Raw genomic sequence first — 16126 nt, 5'->3', positions numbered from 1 at the left:
CCGCTCCGAACCTGGGGCGGCTACCCTCGACAGAAAACGACAAAGGGGTCAAACAGTGGCAGCGGAGATGGCGAATCCTCGCAGCGACAGCACAAGCGGCAGCGCCGAAGGGGCCGAAGGAGTGACCGACGGGGAGCCCTTCGATCCGGCCTTCGCGCTTCACCGCGGCGGCAAGATGGCCGTCCAGGCGACCGTGCCCTTGCGCGACCGGGACGATCTGTCCCTCGCCTACACACCGGGCGTCGCCAAGGTCTGCAGCGCCATTGCGGAGCAGCCCGAACTCGTCAATGACTACACCTGGAAGTCCCAGGTCGTCGCCGTGGTGACGGATGGCAGCGCGGTGCTCGGACTCGGCGACATCGGCCCGGAGGCATCCCTCCCGGTGATGGAGGGCAAGGCCATCCTCTTCAAGCAGTTCGGTGGTGTGGACGCGGTGCCGATCGCGCTCGACTGCCGGGAGGTGGACGAGATCGTCGAGACCGTCGCCCGGCTCGCGCCCTCGTTCGGCGGCGTCAACCTGGAGGACATCTCCGCGCCCCGCTGCTTCGAGATCGAGCGCAAGCTCCAGGAGCGCGTGGACATCCCGATCTTCCACGACGACCAGCACGGCACGGCGGTCGTCACCCTCGCCGCCCTGCGCAACGCCGCCAAGCTGACCGACCGTTCCCTCGGGCAGCTGCGCGCCGTGATCTCCGGCGCCGGCGCCGCCGGGGTCGCCATCGCCCGGATCCTCACCGAGGCGGGCATCGGCGACGTCGCCGTCTGCGACCGCAAGGGCATCGTCTCCCCGGATCGCGAGGACCTCACCGACGTCAAGCGCGAGCTGGCCGGATTCACCAACAAGGCCGGCCTCACCGGCGCACTGGAGACCGCGCTGGACGGCGCCGATGTCTTCATCGGCGTCAGCGGCGGCACGGTGCCGGAGGGCGCCGTTGCCAAGATGGCGCCCGACGCCTTCATCTTCGCGATGGCCAACCCCAACCCCGAGATCCACCCCGATGTCGCGCACCAGTACGCGGCCGTGGTGGCCACCGGCCGCAGCGACTACCCGAACCAGATCAACAACGTGCTCGCCTTCCCCGGCATCTTCGCGGGCGCCCTCCAGGTCCGGGCCTCCCGGATCACCGAGGGCATGAAGCTCGCCGCCGCCGAGGCGCTGGCCGCCGTGGTGGCCGAGGAGTTGAGCGCGGACAAGGTCATTCCCTCGCCCTTCGACGACCGGGTCGCCCCGGCCGTGACGGCGGCCGTGGCGGCGGCGGCCCGTGCGGAGGGTGTGGCCCGCCGCTGACCCTCCCGGGTGCGCCGGGGGCCGGGGCGCGGCCGCCCCCGCCCGGCTGGACGGTTCGGTTGGAGGGGGCCGGGGGACAACCCCGGCCCCCTCCGCCGTCCCGTCCCCGGCTCCGGCCGGGGGGACGGGCCCGGCGGGCCTGGCTCCTGCCGTCCGGCGGGCGGGAGCGCCCCGGCGAGAGGCCCGGCGCTCGGGGAACGCAGGCCGTTCCCGCGACGCCGAGCCGCCCGCTGCCGCTGCGGGCGGCGGCTCCCCCATGTGGCTGGAATTGACGGGCGAGGCCCGCCCGCACCGGGGGCCGCGCCCCCGGATGCGGCCGCGACCGGCGGTGCCGGCCCACCGCGGTGGGGCCGCTGCCTGGAGGCGGCCGGAGGCGAGCGGGGCGCGGGGTACGGCCTGTGGGTGTGCGGCGCCCCGTGGTGGGCGCGGCGCGGGCCGCGGCCCGCAGATGTGCGGCGGGGCCCGGACCGGTGGCCGGCGGAGGCGAGCCGTGTCACACCTCGGCGTGGTTCCATCGCGTCCCCGGCGCGGCCTATGGTCGGGATCATGTTCGCTGCCTACGCCGCACGTATTGACCGTGACCAGCCGCTGAGCGGCCTTGAACTGGGGGAGCGCCCCGACCCCGAGGCGCGGCCCGGGTGGACGACCGTGAGGGTCAAGGCCGCCTCGCTCAACCATCACGACCTGTGGTCGCTGCGCGGCGTCGGCCTCGGTGAGGAGTCGCTTCCGATGATCCTCGGCTGTGACGCGGCCGGGATCGACGAGGACGGCAACGAGGTCGTCCTGCACTCGGTCATCGGCCAGAGCGGCCACGGCGTCGGCCCGCGCGAGCCCCGCTCCATCCTCACCGAGCGCTATCAGGGCACCTTCGCGGAGAAGGTGACCGTCCCGACCTGGAATCTGCTGCCCAAGCCGAAGGAGCTCTCCTTCGAGGAGGCCGCCTGTCTGCCGACGGCCTGGCTGACGGCGTATCGCATGCTGTTCACCAACGCGGGGGTGCGCCCCGGCGACACCGTCCTGGTCCAGGGCGCGGGCGGTGGCGTGGCCACCGCGGCGATCGTGCTGGGTGCCGCCGCCGGGCTGCGGGTCTTTGCCACGAGCCGTGACGAGGCCAAGCGCAAGCGCGCCGTGGAGCTGGGCGCCGAGGGCGCGTACGAGCCGGGGGAGCGGCTGCCGCAGCGCGTGGACGCGGTGATCGAGACGGTGGGCGCGGCGACCTGGTCGCATTCGGTGAAGTCGCTCAAGCCGGGCGGCACGCTGGTGATTTCGGGCGCGACCAGCGGCCCGAACCCGAAGGCCGCCGAGCTCAACCGGATCTTCTTCCTGGAGCTGAAGGTCGTCGGCTCGACGATGGGGACCAAGGACGAGCTGGAGGATCTGCTGAGCTTCTGCGCCGCGCGTGGCGTACGGCCGGTGATCGACTCGGTGCTGCCGCTGGACCGGGCGCGCGAGGGGTTCGAGAAGATGGCGGGTGGCGATCTGTTCGGCAAGGTCGTGTTGACGGTCTGAATTGACGGTTTTGCCGTACGACCGGCGAACACTTTTTGGCGCAATTTCCACCCCCTGCGCTCAGTTCCGGAGAATGTCTGTCACTCTGCGTTAGGAGTCTAGTGCTCACCGGAGTGGGTGGGGATGATCGTGCCGGGGGGATGTCATGTCTGCTTCGGTACCACCGCTGCCCAAAATCGACTTGCTGGTCGATGCGCTCGAACAGCTCATCGTGCTGCCGCCCGCTCGGCGTGGCCCAGCTCCACAGATCCTGCTCACCCAGCTCGACGAGGGCCCGGAGGCGGGCAACATCGCCGACGGCCTGTGCGGGCGCTTCAGCGCGGGCGGCACCGCCCGTATCCCGTTCGCGCAGGTGGCGGGTGCGCTCGCGGGCACGCCCCGAGAGCGGGTGGGGGAGACCTTCCAGAAGATCGAGGAGGAGCTGCTGCGCAACCGGCCCGGTGGGTTCGGTCGCCTGCGGCTGTCGCAGTTCCGGCTGATGTGCTCGGTCGTCGAGGCCGATGTGACCGAGCCCCAGGCCGGTGCGCAGGCCGAGGTGTTACGGAACAAGGTCTACGAGGCGCGGTGTGCGCGCTCCGTCTTCCTCCGGGCACTGGAGACCATCAGCGGTGGCGAGGAGCCCCCGCCCGGCATCCTGCCCACAGCCTGGTACTGGCTGCGCCAGCCCGTGTTCGGGCTGCTGCCCCGCTGGTGGTACGGCCGCCGGCACAGCCGCCGGATGTCCCGTAAGGGGGGCTGGTACCGCAAGTGGGCCGGGCTGCCGGAGAAGGGCTGGGACTTCTTCACCGACGCCCTCCGGCTGACCGCGGGTTCGCCGAGTTCCGCGGGGCCCGCGGGCCGCGCCCGTATCGTCGATGTGCTGCTGCGGGCGCTGCTCGCCGATCTGGAGCGGGCCTTCCGCCATCCGCGGCTCTCGCCCTGGGGCAGGCGCCGCCGGCATCGCTTCGTCCTCGTCTTCCCGCAGCCTCCGGCCCCCGAGGCCGACACCGCCCGGCTGCTGGAGCAGTTCCCCGCCGCCGTGGAGCACACGGGCTGCACCGGGGTGATGCTGGTGGCCGCGGTGCGCCCCGGTGGGGAGCGTACGGAGAGCTTCGCCGAGGCCGCCGTCACGCTCAAGTCCTGGATCGGTTCCACCGGGGCGGGCGGTGCCCGGGTGGTACGGGTGGGGGTCGAGCGGCACGACGACGACGCGGACGCCGCCCGGTGGCTCGGCCGGTATCCGGAGATCGCCACCGGGAAGCCCCGCTCCGATGTGGCGCCCCGCCTCGAGGCGGCCTCCGCGGCGGTGGCGGGCGTGACCGCGCTGGCGCTGCTGGGCGTGTACGGCGTGTGGTGGGTAACGGCGGAGAGCGACACCGCCTGCCTCGGCGGAGGCACCACCTCCGCCTCCCCCGGCACGCCGAAGCTGCCCAAGAAGAGCCCCAAGGCCGTCTACGACCAGGCCCGCGACGCCATCGACGAGCAGAACAAGGAGGCCGACAAGGCGGCCCGGCGCGGCGCCGTCGTACGGACGGTGGCCTACCTGGGCGTGCCCGTGACCGCGGCCGACTGGAAGCGGGCCAAGTACAGCGGCGCCATCCCCGAGCTGCGCGGCATCGCGATGGCCCAGCGAATGATCAACGACCAGGCGGCCCAGCAGGAGAAGAGCGAGGTGTTGCTGAAGGTCCGTCTGGTGGACGCGGGCGACCGCTTCTCGAAGGCGCCCGCGGCCGCCGAGAGGCTCGTCCGGGAGGTCAAGGACAGCAGCAGCGCGGCGGGCGGCGAGCGGCTTTTGGGGGTGGTCGGCCTCGGCCAGAGCCGCCGGGACACCATCAGGGCCCGGGACACCCTGGCCCAGGGCGGGCTGCCGATGATCGGCACCTCCGCGACCGCCGAGGAGATGCAGCGATCGGCGATGTACCGCCAAGTGCCCCCGGACAACCACCGGGAGGCGCGGATCGCTGCGGAGTTCGCCCGGGAAGGCAATATCGTGCGGACGGCGCCGGGGAAGTGCGGGCCCGCCAAGAAGGCGGTGGTGATCGGCGATCCGCACGACATCTACAGCCACAATCTCAGCGAGCGATTCGCGGCGGAATTCGAGGGCGCCCGGCAGATCTGGTATCCCCTCGACTCCACTCCCGCCTCCTCTTCCGCAGGGCAGAGCGAGGGGGAGGACGAATGGGTGTCCAATCCCTCCGAGATGGCGGCGAGCATATGCCGCAGGCTCAAGGAGGAACCGCGCACGGTGGTCTACTGGGCCGCGCGTGCCAATGAATTCGAGAATTTCCTCAACGTCTTCGACCGCACCACCTCATGCCAGGGCCAAGCGACCGTACTCGGCGGTAACGACCTCACCAATGCGGTGGTGGAGGAACAGCGCCCCAGCGAGCAGCACCCCGGGCTGCGGCTGTATTACGCGGCACAGGCGCTGCCGAAGGACAATCAGCCCAATGTAATGGGCGTCGCCTTCCGCCGGCAGTACGCCAAAGCGTACGGGGACGACCTGTGGAGCAACGACGCGCGGGCACCGCTCGCCTGGGACGCCCTGCGGGTGCTCTCCGAGGCGATCAACTCGGCCTACCGGGAGGCGGGCACGGCGCCCTTCGGGCGGTCCACCGTGCAGTTCGCGCTGGAGAAGGGGGTCGGCGGGACGGCCGGTGTGCGCGGGGCCACCGGATCGCTGGTCTTCACGGAGAGCGGCAAGGTCCCCGCGGACAAGCTGCTGCTGATCCTGCACGACAGGGCCGGGGGCTCACCGGAGGTGGCGCTGGAGTGCGGGATACGGGACAGCGGAGTGGAGAGGACGACATGGGGCCCGGGCGGCAGGTTCTCCTGCCCCCGCGACGGGCGTGACGACTGATCAGCCCTCGGTGCGGCGGTCGGCGGGGCAGTCGTTGGGGCCATCCGTGAAGGCCCACCCCGTCCAGCGGACCACCTCGATGGCGATCACCGGTCCCCGTGGCGGCCGCTCCGTGTACTGCGGGTACTTCTCGACGAGCCGCTCCACCGCCCTCGCGCGGTCGGCCGCGGCCTCGTCGGGCAGCACCCGCGCCCGGCCGTCGGCCCGCACCCACCACAGCCGCCGCCAGTCCTCCTCGTAGTGGTCCACCAGCAGGGACACCCCCGGATGGGCCCGGATGTTGTGCAGCCGCCGCAGGTCCTGATGGCGCTTGGGCTTGTGGTCCACGGCGGTGACCACCGTCTCCCCGTCGAGCGCGAAGGTGGCGGGGACGATATGCGGCTGCCCGCCCTCATCGGTGGTGGCCAGCCGCAACACCCTGGCACCGGTGAACCGCCGCCGCGCCTCGTCGCTCTCCAGTCTCATGCGGGGAGGCTACTGGGGTGCGCTCTGAGGACGGGTGAAGCTCCGCCAGAAGCGGTAGCGCCGCACCTCCGTGCCCAGGAATCCGGGGAAGTCGCGCACCCGGTCCCAGGCGGACGATCCGCCGCGGGGCCTGTCGCCCGTCACCGCGGCCTCATACGCCTCCTCGGTGGTCCACCGGGCGTAGTTGAGCACCCGGGCCCGGTCGGTGCTCAGATGGCGCTCCCCGTCGACGATCAGATGGAAGTCGGCGGTGAGGAGCCCCGGGTCGGGTTCGGCCTCCAGCGCCTCGATGACCGTGTCGACCCATTCCCGGCGCAGCTCGGGGGCCGGCCGGCCGAAGTCGATGTTCACGATGACGATGAGCCCCGGATCCGGCGTATCGCCCTCGACCACCGTGGAGAAGGCGCGGTAGTGCCGGTAGCCGGCGATCGCGAGCCGCTCGATGCCCGGGACCGCGCGGTCGATGTCGTCGTTGCGTTCCTGGCGCTGGGTGCGGACGAAGGCGTGGTAGGCATCCTCGCTGGTCCACTGCGAGTGGTGGAGCAGCGTATCGCCGTCGGTCCCGCCGTAGACGTTGTAGGAGAGCAGGGCCGGCGTCGGCCACGGCCGGTCGTCCCAGGCGGCGGCGATGGCATCGACGGTGGCCCGCTGCCGATCGGGCGTGCCCACGCTCCAGGTGCTGAACAGGGCGATGCCGGAATCGGGCCGTGCCGGATCGGGCAGCGGGCCGGCGGCGGCGCTGGGGCGGGAAGGGGCGGACATAACGGTCTCCTCGCGGTCCGGGGCCCGGGGCCCGGGATAAGGAACGGGTCCGGCGGGGCGTCCCCGTGGCGCGCCGCCGGACTCGATCCTCAAACTTCAACCGCGCGTCAAGTCAAGCGCCATCGGCCCGGCGCCCCGCGGAATGCGGGAAGCCCGCTCATCCCTTGCCCTGTCCGCGCAGCAGGCTGGTGATCCGCGTCGCGGTCGCCGCCAGCCGGCGGTGGGCGTCGGCCAGGTGGGCGTCCGTCACGCCGTGGTCCCGGGCGGTGTCGCGGATGTCGTCGCGGAACCGGTCGAGCAGCCGGTCCAGATCGCGGGCGGGGTCGCCGGAGGGCGTGAAGTCCCGGGCCCACTCGGGCTCGTCCGCCCCCTCGGGGCCGCCGGCCGGCTTCCGCTCGTCCACCCGCTCGACCGTGACCTTCGCCGGCCCGGACGGCTCGTCTCCCCAGCCCCAGCCAGCATCCGCGTCCGGGGGAGCGGCGCCCTGCCGGGAGATACGGCTCATCCCGCGCGATACCTCGGCCAGCCCCTCCCGTACCGCCCGCTGCCAGTCGCCCGCCCGGATGTGCGTCTGCGTCTGCTCCTGCAGGCGCCGGGCGATCCGCTGGACCTCCTCGCGCGCGAACTCCTGCGCGTCCCTGGCCTGCTTACGGGCGCGCTGGGCGTCCTGCCTGGCCCGTCGGCTCTCCTCCTTCGCCCGGCGCGCCTGCTCCTTCCACTCCTCCTTGGCGCGGCGCATCTCCTCCTTCGCCTGCCGCCACCCCTCCTTGTCGCCCCAGGCGTTCTCCCACGGGGCCTGCTTGCCCTCGGTGTCGCCGGACATACGGGCCTGCTGCGCCGCCTCGCGCATCTCGCGCCGCAGATCGTTGGCCGAGCCGCGGACGTCCTCCCGGATCTCGGCGGCGAGCTCGGCGACCGACTCGCGGATCTCCAGCTCCAGATCGGCCAGCTCACCGCTGCGGTCGGCCAGTTCGGCCCGTCCGGCGTCGGTGATGGAGTAGACCTTGCGGCCGCCTTCGGTGGTGTGGGTGACCAGGCCCTCGGCCTCCAGCTTGGCCAGCCGCGGATAGACGGTGCCGGCGGAGGGCGCGTACAGCCCCTGGAACCGCTCCTCCAGCAGCCGGATGACCTCATAGCCGTGGCGCGGCGCCTCGTCGAGCAGCCTGAGCAGATACAGCCGCAGCCGGCCGTGGGCGAATACGGGGGGCATCAGAGGACCTTTCCCTGAGGGCCGTCGGTGGTGTCCGTGGCCGCGTCGTCCTCGGACGGCGGGCGGCGCAGCAGCGCGATGGCGCCGGAGACGGTGGTGGCCTTGAGGCTGCCGCTGCCCGCGCCGAGCCTGCCGGTGATCCTCTTGGCGCCCCACTGGCCGCTGACCCGCAGATCGTCGAACGCGTTGGAGACGGGGCCGCTCGCGGTGTGGGCCTCGACCTCGGCGTCGACGGGGTGCGGCAGCCGGATGGCGATCTCGCCGGAGACGGTGGTGAGGCTGATGTCCGAGCACGTCGTGGCGGGGGCCAGGTCGACCACCATATTGCCGCTGACGGAGTCGGCCCGTACGGCGGGCCCCGAGCCCTCGACGACGGTGAGGTCGCCGGATACGGAGTGGAAGCGCAGGGTGCCGGTGACGGCCTGGGCCTCGACCCGCCCGGAGACGGTGCTGGTACGGACCGGCCCGGTCAGCCCGAGCAGGGTGAAGTCGCCGGAGACACCGCGCAGGTCGGCGCGGCCGGTCAGCCCGGAGACCACGGCACCGGCCCCGATGGCACCGACGGAGGCGCTGGTGTCGGTGGGGACGGTGAGGGTGACATGGACGGCACGGTTCCAGTGGCCGAGCCACGTGCGGAAGCTCTTCCAGTGGAGGTCGTCGTACGCGACGGTCAGGGTGCCGTTCTCGTGGGTCACCGTCAGCGGCGGGCCGCTGATCCGAGAGACCTCCAGGCGGGCGGGTCCCGCGCCGTTGCCGACCACATTGACCGTGCCGCCTGCGATGCGCACCTCCAGGGTGGCGACGGTGCCGTCGAGGGTGAGCTTCTGTGGTGTGGTGATCGACCACTGTGATCGGGCTGACATCCCTGGCCTCCCCTGGCTGGACGCATGACGCAACATATCGTGTCTCCGCTAGACACGATATATCGCGGACTCCGGGAGTCAAGTCCCGCCCCGTGCCCGGCCCCGCCATCGCGCCATGCGCGGTGTCGGCCTCGCGCCCGGCTCACCCGATGCGTTCGACCCATCGGCCATTAGCCTCGCGCTTTCATGAGGCAGGGTGTCCGGTGGGTGGCCAGAAACACGAAGAGTGCTCCTGACCTGCAACGATGGGACTTGTCTAGGGTCCAGGTCGTCGCGTGAAAGAAGCACTCTCCAGGTGAAGAAGCGTATCGGGTCCTACCCGCGTGTCCGTACCGAAGGCGGTGGTCGCGGGGTGGTCTCCCAGGCCGGTGGTGTGTTGCTGGTGGAGACGGTCCGCAAGACCGGTCTGGATCAGGCGATATCGGCGGCGTTGGCGCCGTGGCGCAAGCCGCGGACGGTGCATGATCCGGGCAAGGTCTTGCTGGATGTGGCGCTCGCGGTCGCGCTGGGCGGAGACTGCCTGGCGGACGTGGGCATGCTGCGGGCCGAGCCGGCGGTGTTCGGGCCGGTGGCCTCCGATCCGACGGTGTCCCGGCTGATCGACACGCTGGCAGCGGGCGGGAAGCGTGCGCTGACCGCACTGCGGCAGGCCCGCGCTCAAGTCCGTGAATATGTATGGACGTTGGCCGGTGACGCGGCGCCGGATGCGGCCGGGCAGGTGGTCGTGGACCTGGACGGGGTGCTGGTGATCGCGCATTCCGAGAAGCAGGATGCGGCCGCGACCTGGAAGAAGTCTTTCGGGCATCATCCGCTGATGGGGTTCGTCGACCACGGCCGGGGCGGGTCCGGAGAGCCGGTGGCAGGGCTGCTGCGGCCCGGGAACGCGGGCAGCAACACCGCTGCAGACCACATCGAAGCCGCCCGGATCGCGCTGGCGCAGCTGCCGAAGAAGTACCGGCGCGGACGGCGGACGCTGATCCGCACCGACTCGGGCGGGGGCACCCACGAGTTCCTCGACTGGCTCTCCGCCCGCGGCCGGTGGCTGTCCTACTCCGTCGGCATGACCATCACCGATGCCATCCACCAGGCCGTTCTGAAGGTCCCGGCATCGGCCTGGACGCCGGCCGTCGAGCCCGACGGCGAGATCCGCGACGGCGCCTGGGTGGCTGAACTCGACGGCGACTGCCTCAAGGGCTGGCCCAAGGGCATGCGGCTGATCGTGCGGAAGGAACGGCCGCACCCCGGCGCCCAACTGCGCTTCACCGACGCCGACGGCATGCGCCTGACCTGCTTCGCCACCAACACCAAGCACACCCCGATCGCCACGCTGGAGCTGCGGCACCGCCAGCGGGCCCGCGCCGAGGACCGCATCCGCGCCGCCCGCGCCACCGGCCTGCGCAACCTCCCCCTCCACGACGCCGCGCAGAACCAGATCTGGCTGGAGATCGTCCAGATTGCCCTGGACCTCCTGGCCTGGATGCCCCTGCTCGCCCTCACCGGACAAGCCCGCCGATGGGAGCCCCGCCGCCTGCGGCTACGGCTGTTCTCCGCGGCCGCTCAGCTCGTCACCACCGGCCGCCGCCGCATCCTCCGCCTTGCCAAGCACTGGCCCTGGACCGGTGTGATAACCGACGCCCTGCAACGGCTCGCGGCCCTGCCGAACCCTGGCTGACCAGCAACGTCCCGTCCCTACGAGCAGCACCACCGCAACCGGAGCCGTGGAACCCGGCGCCCACCCGACGCGACAGCCGGGCCACCAACCTGCCCACCTGCAGGAATCTCCGCCCCGAACGAGCCGGAAGGGTGCGTCAGCAAGCTGACGAACCCTCATGCAAGATCGAGGTTAGCGCATCCCGGTTTCCGGCATATGGCGCGGCCATCGTTTGTGTGTGACATGAATCGCTCTTCCTAGAGGAAAATCCCGTTCGAGATATTTCGGCTAGAGCATCGCTAGAGCCGTGGTGGAGGGTCATGGAGTGCGAATGTTCGGGACTGTTACCTTCATGGCCTATGCATCGAGAAGGAAGAGGGCAGTGAGATAATGGCTTCACAACCCTTGAAAAACTCGGTACCAAACGAATCCCAGGATTTGAGCTCCATCGCCGGGCTGCTGCTGCGGGCGGCTCACGATCACCCCGAATCCGGGGTGCGTTATGTGTCCGGACAGGCGGTGGACGATTCGCGTCGCCAGTCCTATCCGGAACTCCTTGAATCGGCGCTCGGACTCCTGCCCGCGCTGCGGGACCGCGGGCTGCGGCCGGGCGACAAGGCGGCCCTGCTGCTCGACGGCCAGCCGGAATTCCTGACGGTCTTCTGGGCGTGCCTCCTGGGTGGGTTCGTCCCCTGCCCGATGGTGCCGATCCCTGGCGACCCGGCGCGCTGGGCCACCCAACTCGGTCATGTGAACCAGCTGTTGGACCGTCCGCTACTGGTCACCACCGAGGCGATGCGCGCCGAGCTGCCGGACGTCCCTGGGCTCGCGGTGGCCGCCGTGGAGGAGCTGCGGGGCGTCGCCGCCGCAGCCGAGCGCCTGACACCCGCCGAGGTGCACTCCGCGGCGCCGGAGGACCTCGCCCTGCTGGTGCTGACCTCCGGCTCCACGGGGAATTCCAAGGCGGTCATGCTCACCCATGGCAATATCCTGGCGTCCATGGCCGGAAAGGCCGAAAAACAACGCCTCACCGCCGCCGACACCACCTTCAACTGGATTTCCTACGACCATGTGGCCGCTCTTCTGGAAGCGCATATGCTGCCGCTGTACGTAGGCGCCGAACAAGTGCATGCGGAGGCGTCGGTCATTCTTGAGGAGCCGCTTCGGTTCCTCCGCATCATCTCCCGTCACAAGGTGACGATGAGCTTTACCCCGAACTTTCTCTTCGGCCCCCTGAATTCCTCGGCGGAGGAGATGGAGGAGGAGATTTCGGCGGGCGGCGAAGGGCTCGATCTACGCGCGCTGCGTCATATCGTCAGCGGGGGCGAGGCGAATGTCGTCGCGACCGGCGAGGCATTCCTGGAGAACTACGCCCCGTACGGGCTGCGGGAATCTGCGCTCTGGCCCGCCTTCGGCATGACCGAGACCTGCGCCGGCTCCGTCTACAACCGGGAATTCCCCGCCACGGACTCGGGCCAGGAATTCGCCAATCTCGGCACCCCCGTGCAGGGCCTGCGGATCCGGGTCACCGATGACGACCACCGCGCGCTGCCGCCGGGTGAGGTCGGCGAGCTGCAGCTCAGCGGGCCGATGATCACCCGTGGCTACTACCACGACGAGAAGGCCACCAAGGAGGCCTTCACCCCCGACGGCTGGTTCCGCAGCGGCGATCTGGGCCGGATCGACGACGGGCGGCTGACCCTCGTCGGGCGCAGCAAGGACAGCGTCATCGTCAATGGCGTCAACTACTTCAGCCATGAGATAGAGGCGGCGCTGGAACAGCTCGACGATGTGGCGGCCGGCTACGTCGCGGCCTTCCCGACCCGCCGGCCGGGCAGCGACACCGAGCAGCTGGTGATCGCGGTCAGCCCCGAGGTGGCGGACGGCGACGAGCCGGGGCTGTACCGCATGATCTCCGCGGTGCGTTCCACCGTCGTGGTGCACTGGGGCTTTCGGCCCTACCTCATCCTCCCGCTGCCCAAGGACGCGTTCCCCAAGACCAGCCTGGGGAAGACGCTGCGCCGGCGGATGCGGAGCCGGCTGGAGTCCGGCGGATTCGACGATGTGATCGCGTATGTCGCGGAGCTGACCACCCGGCGGCTCGGCGGCCACACCCCGCCGCGGGGCGAGACCGAGCGGGTGCTCGCCGAGATCTACGCCGAGATGTTCGACGCCGACCCGGAGCGGATCAGCGCGACCGCGAGCTTCTTCGACCTGGGCGGCACCTCGCTGGACATTCTGCGGCTGCGCCGCCATGTCACCCGGCGCCTCGGCGTCCCGGACCTGCCGATCATCACCGTCCTCACCGCGCCGTCGGTGCGGCAGCTGGCCGCCCGGCTGGCCGATGGCGGTTCGTCCTCCTCCGGGGCGTACGACCCGATCGTGCCGCTGCAGACGGGCGGCGAGAAGACCCCGCTGTTCTGTGTGCACCCGGGCGTCGGCGAGGTCCTGGTCTTCGTCAACCTCGCCAAGTACTTCGTCGGCGACCGGCCCTTCTACGCGCTGCGGGCCCGGGGCTTCAACGAGGGCGAGAAGCCCTTCGGGAGCTTCGCGGAGATGGTGGACCGCTATGTCGAGGCCATCCGCGCCCAGCAGCCGCACGGCCCGTACGCGATCGCCGGCTACTCGTACGGCGGCGCCGTGGCCTTCGAGATCGCCAAGGCGCTTGAGGCGGCGGGCGAACGCGTCGACTTCGTCGGCAGCTTCAACCTTCCCCCGCACATCAAGTACCGCATGGAAGAGCTCGACTTTGTCGACACGGCGGCCAACCTCGCCTTCTTCCTGGATCTGATCAACAAGAAGCAGTCGCTCGATCTCCCCGACGAGCTGCGCCCGCTGCCCAAGGAGCAGCAGCTCGCGCACATGCTGCGGATCGCCCCGCGGAACCGGCTGGCCGAGCTCGATCTGGATCTGGCGAAGTTCACCGCGTGGGCCGAGCTGGCCGACGGCCTCACGAACCTCGGCCGTACCTACCACCCCACCGGCACCACCCGCTCCATGACGGTCTTCTACGCCGTCCCGCTGCGCGGAACCAAGGAGGACTGGCTGGAGAACGAGCTGCGCAGGTGGGATGAGCACACCACCGAGCCCAACCGGTACATCGACGTCCCCGGTGAGCACTACACGCTCATGGGCCCCCAGCATGTCGCGGCCTTCCAGGCCATTCTGCGCAAGGAGCTCGACCGGGCGCTGGGCGACGCCGACCGGTCCCGGACGGACCAGGCATAGGCCCCACGGGGCGAAGCTGAAGGAGAAGAACAGGGTGGAAGGCAAGAAGATCCTGGTCACCGGTGGCACCGGGCAGGTCGCCCGGCCGGTGGCCGAAGCGCTGGCCGAGCGCAACGAGGTGTGGTGCCTGGGCCGGTTCGGCACCCCGGGCGTCGAGAAGGAGCTGACCGGCCGCGGGATCACCACATTCCGCTGGGACATGGACGACCTGGGCGAGGCGGCGTACGGGGGGCTGCCCACCGACTTCACCCATGTCATCCACTCGGCGGTGCGGCGCGGGGAGGACGGCGACTTCAATGCCGCCGTCGAGGTCAACTCGGTCGCCTGCGGACGGCTGATGACCCACTGCCGGGACGCGGAGGCGTTCCTGTACGTCTCCACCGGCGCCCTCTACAAGCGGCAGACCCTCGACCATCCGTACGCGGAGGACGACCCCATCGACGGGGTGGCCGACTGGCTGCCCGCCTACCCGGTGGGCAAGATCGCCGCCGAGGGCACGGTGCGGGCGTTCTCCCGGGTGCTCAATCTGCCCACCACCATCGCCCGGCTCAATATCGCCTACGGGCCGGGCGGCTACGGCGGCGTGCCGATGCTCTACTTCAAGCGGATGCTCGCGGGCGAGCCGATACCGGTGCCGAAGGAGGGCCAGAACTGGTGCTCCCTCCTCTACACCGACGATCTGGTCGCCCAGGTCCCCAAGCTGTGGGAGGCCGCGTCCGCACCCGCCACGCTGGTCAACTGGGGCGGTGACGAGGCGGTCGGCATGACCGACTGCGTGCGCTACATGGAGGAGCTCACCGGGGTGCGGGCCAACCTGGTCCCGAGCGAAGTCACCCGGGAGACGTACCAGTTCGACCCCGCCCGGCGCCGGGAGATCACCGGCCCCTGCCGAGTGGAGTGGCGCGAGGGGGTGCGCCGTACGCTTCAGGCGCTCCACCCCGAGCACATGGCGCCGCGGCAGGCCGGCTGAGGATCCGAGGAGAGGTGAACACCGTGGCATCACGGAACATCGAGGCCATCCGCGCCTCCTACGCGGGATTCCGCGACCGCGACATCGAGGGGATCCTCTCGGGCATGCACCCCGATGTGGAGTGGGTCCACCCGGAGGGAATGGCGAAGTACGGGCTCGGCGGCACCAAACTGGGCCATGCGGGGATCAAGGAGTTCCTGGCCCATGTCCCGTCCGTGCTCGGCGGGATGCGGCTCAACCCCCAGGAGTTCATCGAACAGGGCGACCGGGTCGTGGTGTTCGGCACCCGTGAGGTGACCTCGCGCCGCGGCACCACCGCGACCCTGGACTTCGTCCACTCGTGGACGATGCGGGACGGCAAGGCGACGCGGATGGAGGACATCTTCGACACCGTGGCGTTCCATGAGCTGATCGAGAGCTGAACCTCCGGAACGCCCGGGCCGGGCCGCCCGCACCCGTCGCCGCGGGGTGCGGGCGGCCCCGCCGTGCGGGCGGCCCCGCCGTGCGGGCGGCCCCGCCGTGCGGGCGGCCCCGCCGTGCGGGCGGCCCCGCCGTGCGGGCGGCCCTGCCGTGCGGGCGGCCCTGCCGTGCGGGCGTCAGACAGTCGTGACGACCTCGTCGTACTCCAGCCGCGGCAGCCGGCCCATCCAGGCGTCCGGCCCCGGCTTGCCGATGTTGACGACGCAGACCGCCGCGTGCCGGCCGTCGCCGAAGAACTCCTTGGAGACGGCGGCGTGGTCGAACCCGACCATCGGTCCGGCGGCCAGCCCCGCCGCGCGCACGCCGAGGATGAAGTAGCCCACCTGCAGCGCGGTGTTGAACCGGGCCGACGCCTCCCGGGGGCCGGGCTCCGCGAAGAAGTCCTGCGGGTTCTCCATGAACGGGACGAGCCGCGGCAGCTCCTCATGGAAGTCCAGATCCGCCGCCAGCACCGCCACCAGCGGCGCCTTCGCCGTCTTCTCCTGGTTCCGCCCGGTCATCTGCGACACCAGACGGGCGCGCGCCTCCTCCGAGCGCACCAGCACCACGCGCAGCGGTTGCTGGTTCATCGAGGTGGGCGCGTACTTGACCAGCTCGTAGATCGCGCGGACCTGGTCGTCCGTCACCGGCTCGTCCGTGAAGGTGTTCGCCGTACGGGCCTCCAGGAACAGCTGCTGCTGCGCCTCCGGCGCCAGGGTGAGATGGAGCAGGGCGTCGCTGTTCTCCGGTGCGCTCATCGAGCTCTCCCTCGTCACGCGCTTCTCACGCGGTGCTGAATTAATTGGACTGGACGGGCTAGTCCAGTCCGGTAAGGGAAGGCTAGACTCTCAAGTCCATCCAGGGCAAGACCGGCCCAGAGCA

Annotated in this window: 12 protein-coding genes; 7 read left to right on the top strand and 5 right to left on the bottom strand. The window is 70.9% G+C overall.

Features of this window, described 5'->3' with window-relative positions; translation table 11 throughout:
• Window positions 1-55 precede the first annotated feature (55 nt).
• From ABZU99_RS01340 to ABZU99_RS01330, 3 genes are all read left to right on the top strand, one after another.
• The gene (locus ABZU99_RS01340; protein ID WP_355946836.1) at window positions 56-1288 is read left to right on the top strand and encodes an NADP-dependent malic enzyme; all 1233 of its coding nucleotides are present in this window, start codon (window positions 56-58) and stop codon (window positions 1286-1288) included.
• Window positions 1289-1834: 546 nt separating this feature from the next.
• Window positions 1835-2797 (top strand): zinc-binding dehydrogenase, encoded by a 963-nt coding sequence (locus ABZU99_RS01335; RefSeq protein ID WP_355946838.1) that lies wholly within the window; start codon window positions 1835-1837, stop codon window positions 2795-2797.
• Window positions 2798-2942: 145 nt separating this feature from the next.
• A complete protein-coding gene (locus tag ABZU99_RS01330; protein ID WP_356049868.1) occupies window positions 2943-5636 on the top strand; it encodes a hypothetical protein in 2694 nt (897 codons plus the stop codon).
• Here the strand turns inward: ABZU99_RS01330 and ABZU99_RS01325 are convergent, their stop codons facing one another.
• The 4 genes from ABZU99_RS01325 to ABZU99_RS01310 form a co-directional block, all read right to left on the bottom strand.
• Entirely contained in the window at window positions 5637-6101 is a 465-nt protein-coding gene (locus ABZU99_RS01325) for a TIGR03668 family PPOX class F420-dependent oxidoreductase (RefSeq protein WP_356049866.1), read from the bottom strand.
• Window positions 6102-6110: 9 nt separating this feature from the next.
• Entirely contained in the window at window positions 6111-6863 is a 753-nt protein-coding gene (locus ABZU99_RS01320; protein WP_356049864.1) for an antibiotic biosynthesis monooxygenase, read from the bottom strand.
• A 157-nt stretch (window positions 6864-7020) separates the two neighbouring features.
• Entirely contained in the window at window positions 7021-8073 is a 1053-nt protein-coding gene (locus ABZU99_RS01315; RefSeq protein ID WP_356049862.1) for a helix-turn-helix transcriptional regulator, read from the bottom strand.
• A complete protein-coding gene (locus ABZU99_RS01310) occupies window positions 8073-8936 on the bottom strand; it encodes a DUF4097 family beta strand repeat-containing protein (RefSeq protein WP_355946851.1) in 864 nt (287 codons plus the stop codon). Before ABZU99_RS01310 ends, ABZU99_RS01315 begins: the two co-directional genes overlap by 1 nt.
• 295 nt (window positions 8937-9231) lie before the next feature.
• On the opposite strand from ABZU99_RS01310, the gene ABZU99_RS01305 reads away from it, so the two are divergent.
• The 4 genes from ABZU99_RS01305 (at window position 9232) to ABZU99_RS01290 (ending at window position 15207) form a co-directional block, all read left to right on the top strand.
• Entirely contained in the window at window positions 9232-10608 is a 1377-nt protein-coding gene (locus ABZU99_RS01305; protein ID WP_356049860.1) for an IS1380 family transposase, read from the top strand.
• A gap of 369 nt (window positions 10609-10977) precedes the next feature.
• Window positions 10978-13815 (top strand): non-ribosomal peptide synthetase, encoded by a 2838-nt coding sequence (locus ABZU99_RS01300; protein ID WP_356049858.1) that lies wholly within the window; start codon window positions 10978-10980, stop codon window positions 13813-13815.
• Window positions 13816-13849: 34 nt separating this feature from the next.
• Window positions 13850-14785 (top strand): NAD(P)-dependent oxidoreductase, encoded by a 936-nt coding sequence (locus ABZU99_RS01295; protein ID WP_355946856.1) that lies wholly within the window; start codon window positions 13850-13852, stop codon window positions 14783-14785.
• A gap of 23 nt (window positions 14786-14808) precedes the next feature.
• Window positions 14809-15207 carry a nuclear transport factor 2 family protein gene (locus ABZU99_RS01290; RefSeq protein WP_355946859.1) on the top strand — a complete coding sequence of 133 codons (399 nt, stop codon included), beginning with the start codon at window positions 14809-14811 and terminating at the stop codon, window positions 15205-15207.
• Between the two features lie 174 nt (window positions 15208-15381).
• On the opposite strand, the gene ABZU99_RS01285 is transcribed toward ABZU99_RS01290, so the two are convergent.
• Window positions 15382-16002 (bottom strand): malonic semialdehyde reductase, encoded by a 621-nt coding sequence (locus tag ABZU99_RS01285; RefSeq protein ID WP_355946862.1) that lies wholly within the window; start codon window positions 16000-16002, stop codon window positions 15382-15384.
• Window positions 16003-16126 lie beyond the last annotated feature (124 nt).

This window comes from Streptomyces sp. NPDC005266 (genome assembly GCF_040607655.1).
In the GTDB taxonomy this organism is placed as follows: Bacteria; Actinomycetota; Actinomycetes; order Streptomycetales; family Streptomycetaceae; genus Streptomyces.
Note: the sequence above shows the minus strand (reverse complement) of the source record. Positions and strands in the feature narration are given on the sequence as shown.

Bases quoted from the DNA above. Each gene is read 5' to 3' on its own strand.
- ABZU99_RS01285 (WP_355946862.1), bottom strand. From the start codon at position 16,002: ATGAGCGCACCGGAGAACAGCGACGCCCTGCTCCATCTCACCCTGGCG.
- ABZU99_RS01330 (WP_356049868.1), top strand. From the start codon at position 2,943: ATGTCTGCTTCGGTACCACCGCTGCCCAAAATCGACTTGCTGGTCGAT.
- ABZU99_RS01335 (WP_355946838.1), top strand. From the start codon at position 1,835: ATGTTCGCTGCCTACGCCGCACGTATTGACCGTGACCAGCCGCTGAGC.
- ABZU99_RS01320 (WP_356049864.1), bottom strand. From the start codon at position 6,863: ATGTCCGCCCCTTCCCGCCCCAGCGCCGCCGCCGGCCCGCTGCCCGAT.
- ABZU99_RS01315 (WP_356049862.1), bottom strand. From the start codon at position 8,073: ATGCCCCCCGTATTCGCCCACGGCCGGCTGCGGCTGTATCTGCTCAGG.
- ABZU99_RS01310 (WP_355946851.1), bottom strand. From the start codon at position 8,936: ATGTCAGCCCGATCACAGTGGTCGATCACCACACCACAGAAGCTCACC.
- ABZU99_RS01325 (WP_356049866.1), bottom strand. From the start codon at position 6,101: ATGAGACTGGAGAGCGACGAGGCGCGGCGGCGGTTCACCGGTGCCAGG.
- ABZU99_RS01300 (WP_356049858.1), top strand. From the start codon at position 10,978: ATGGCTTCACAACCCTTGAAAAACTCGGTACCAAACGAATCCCAGGAT.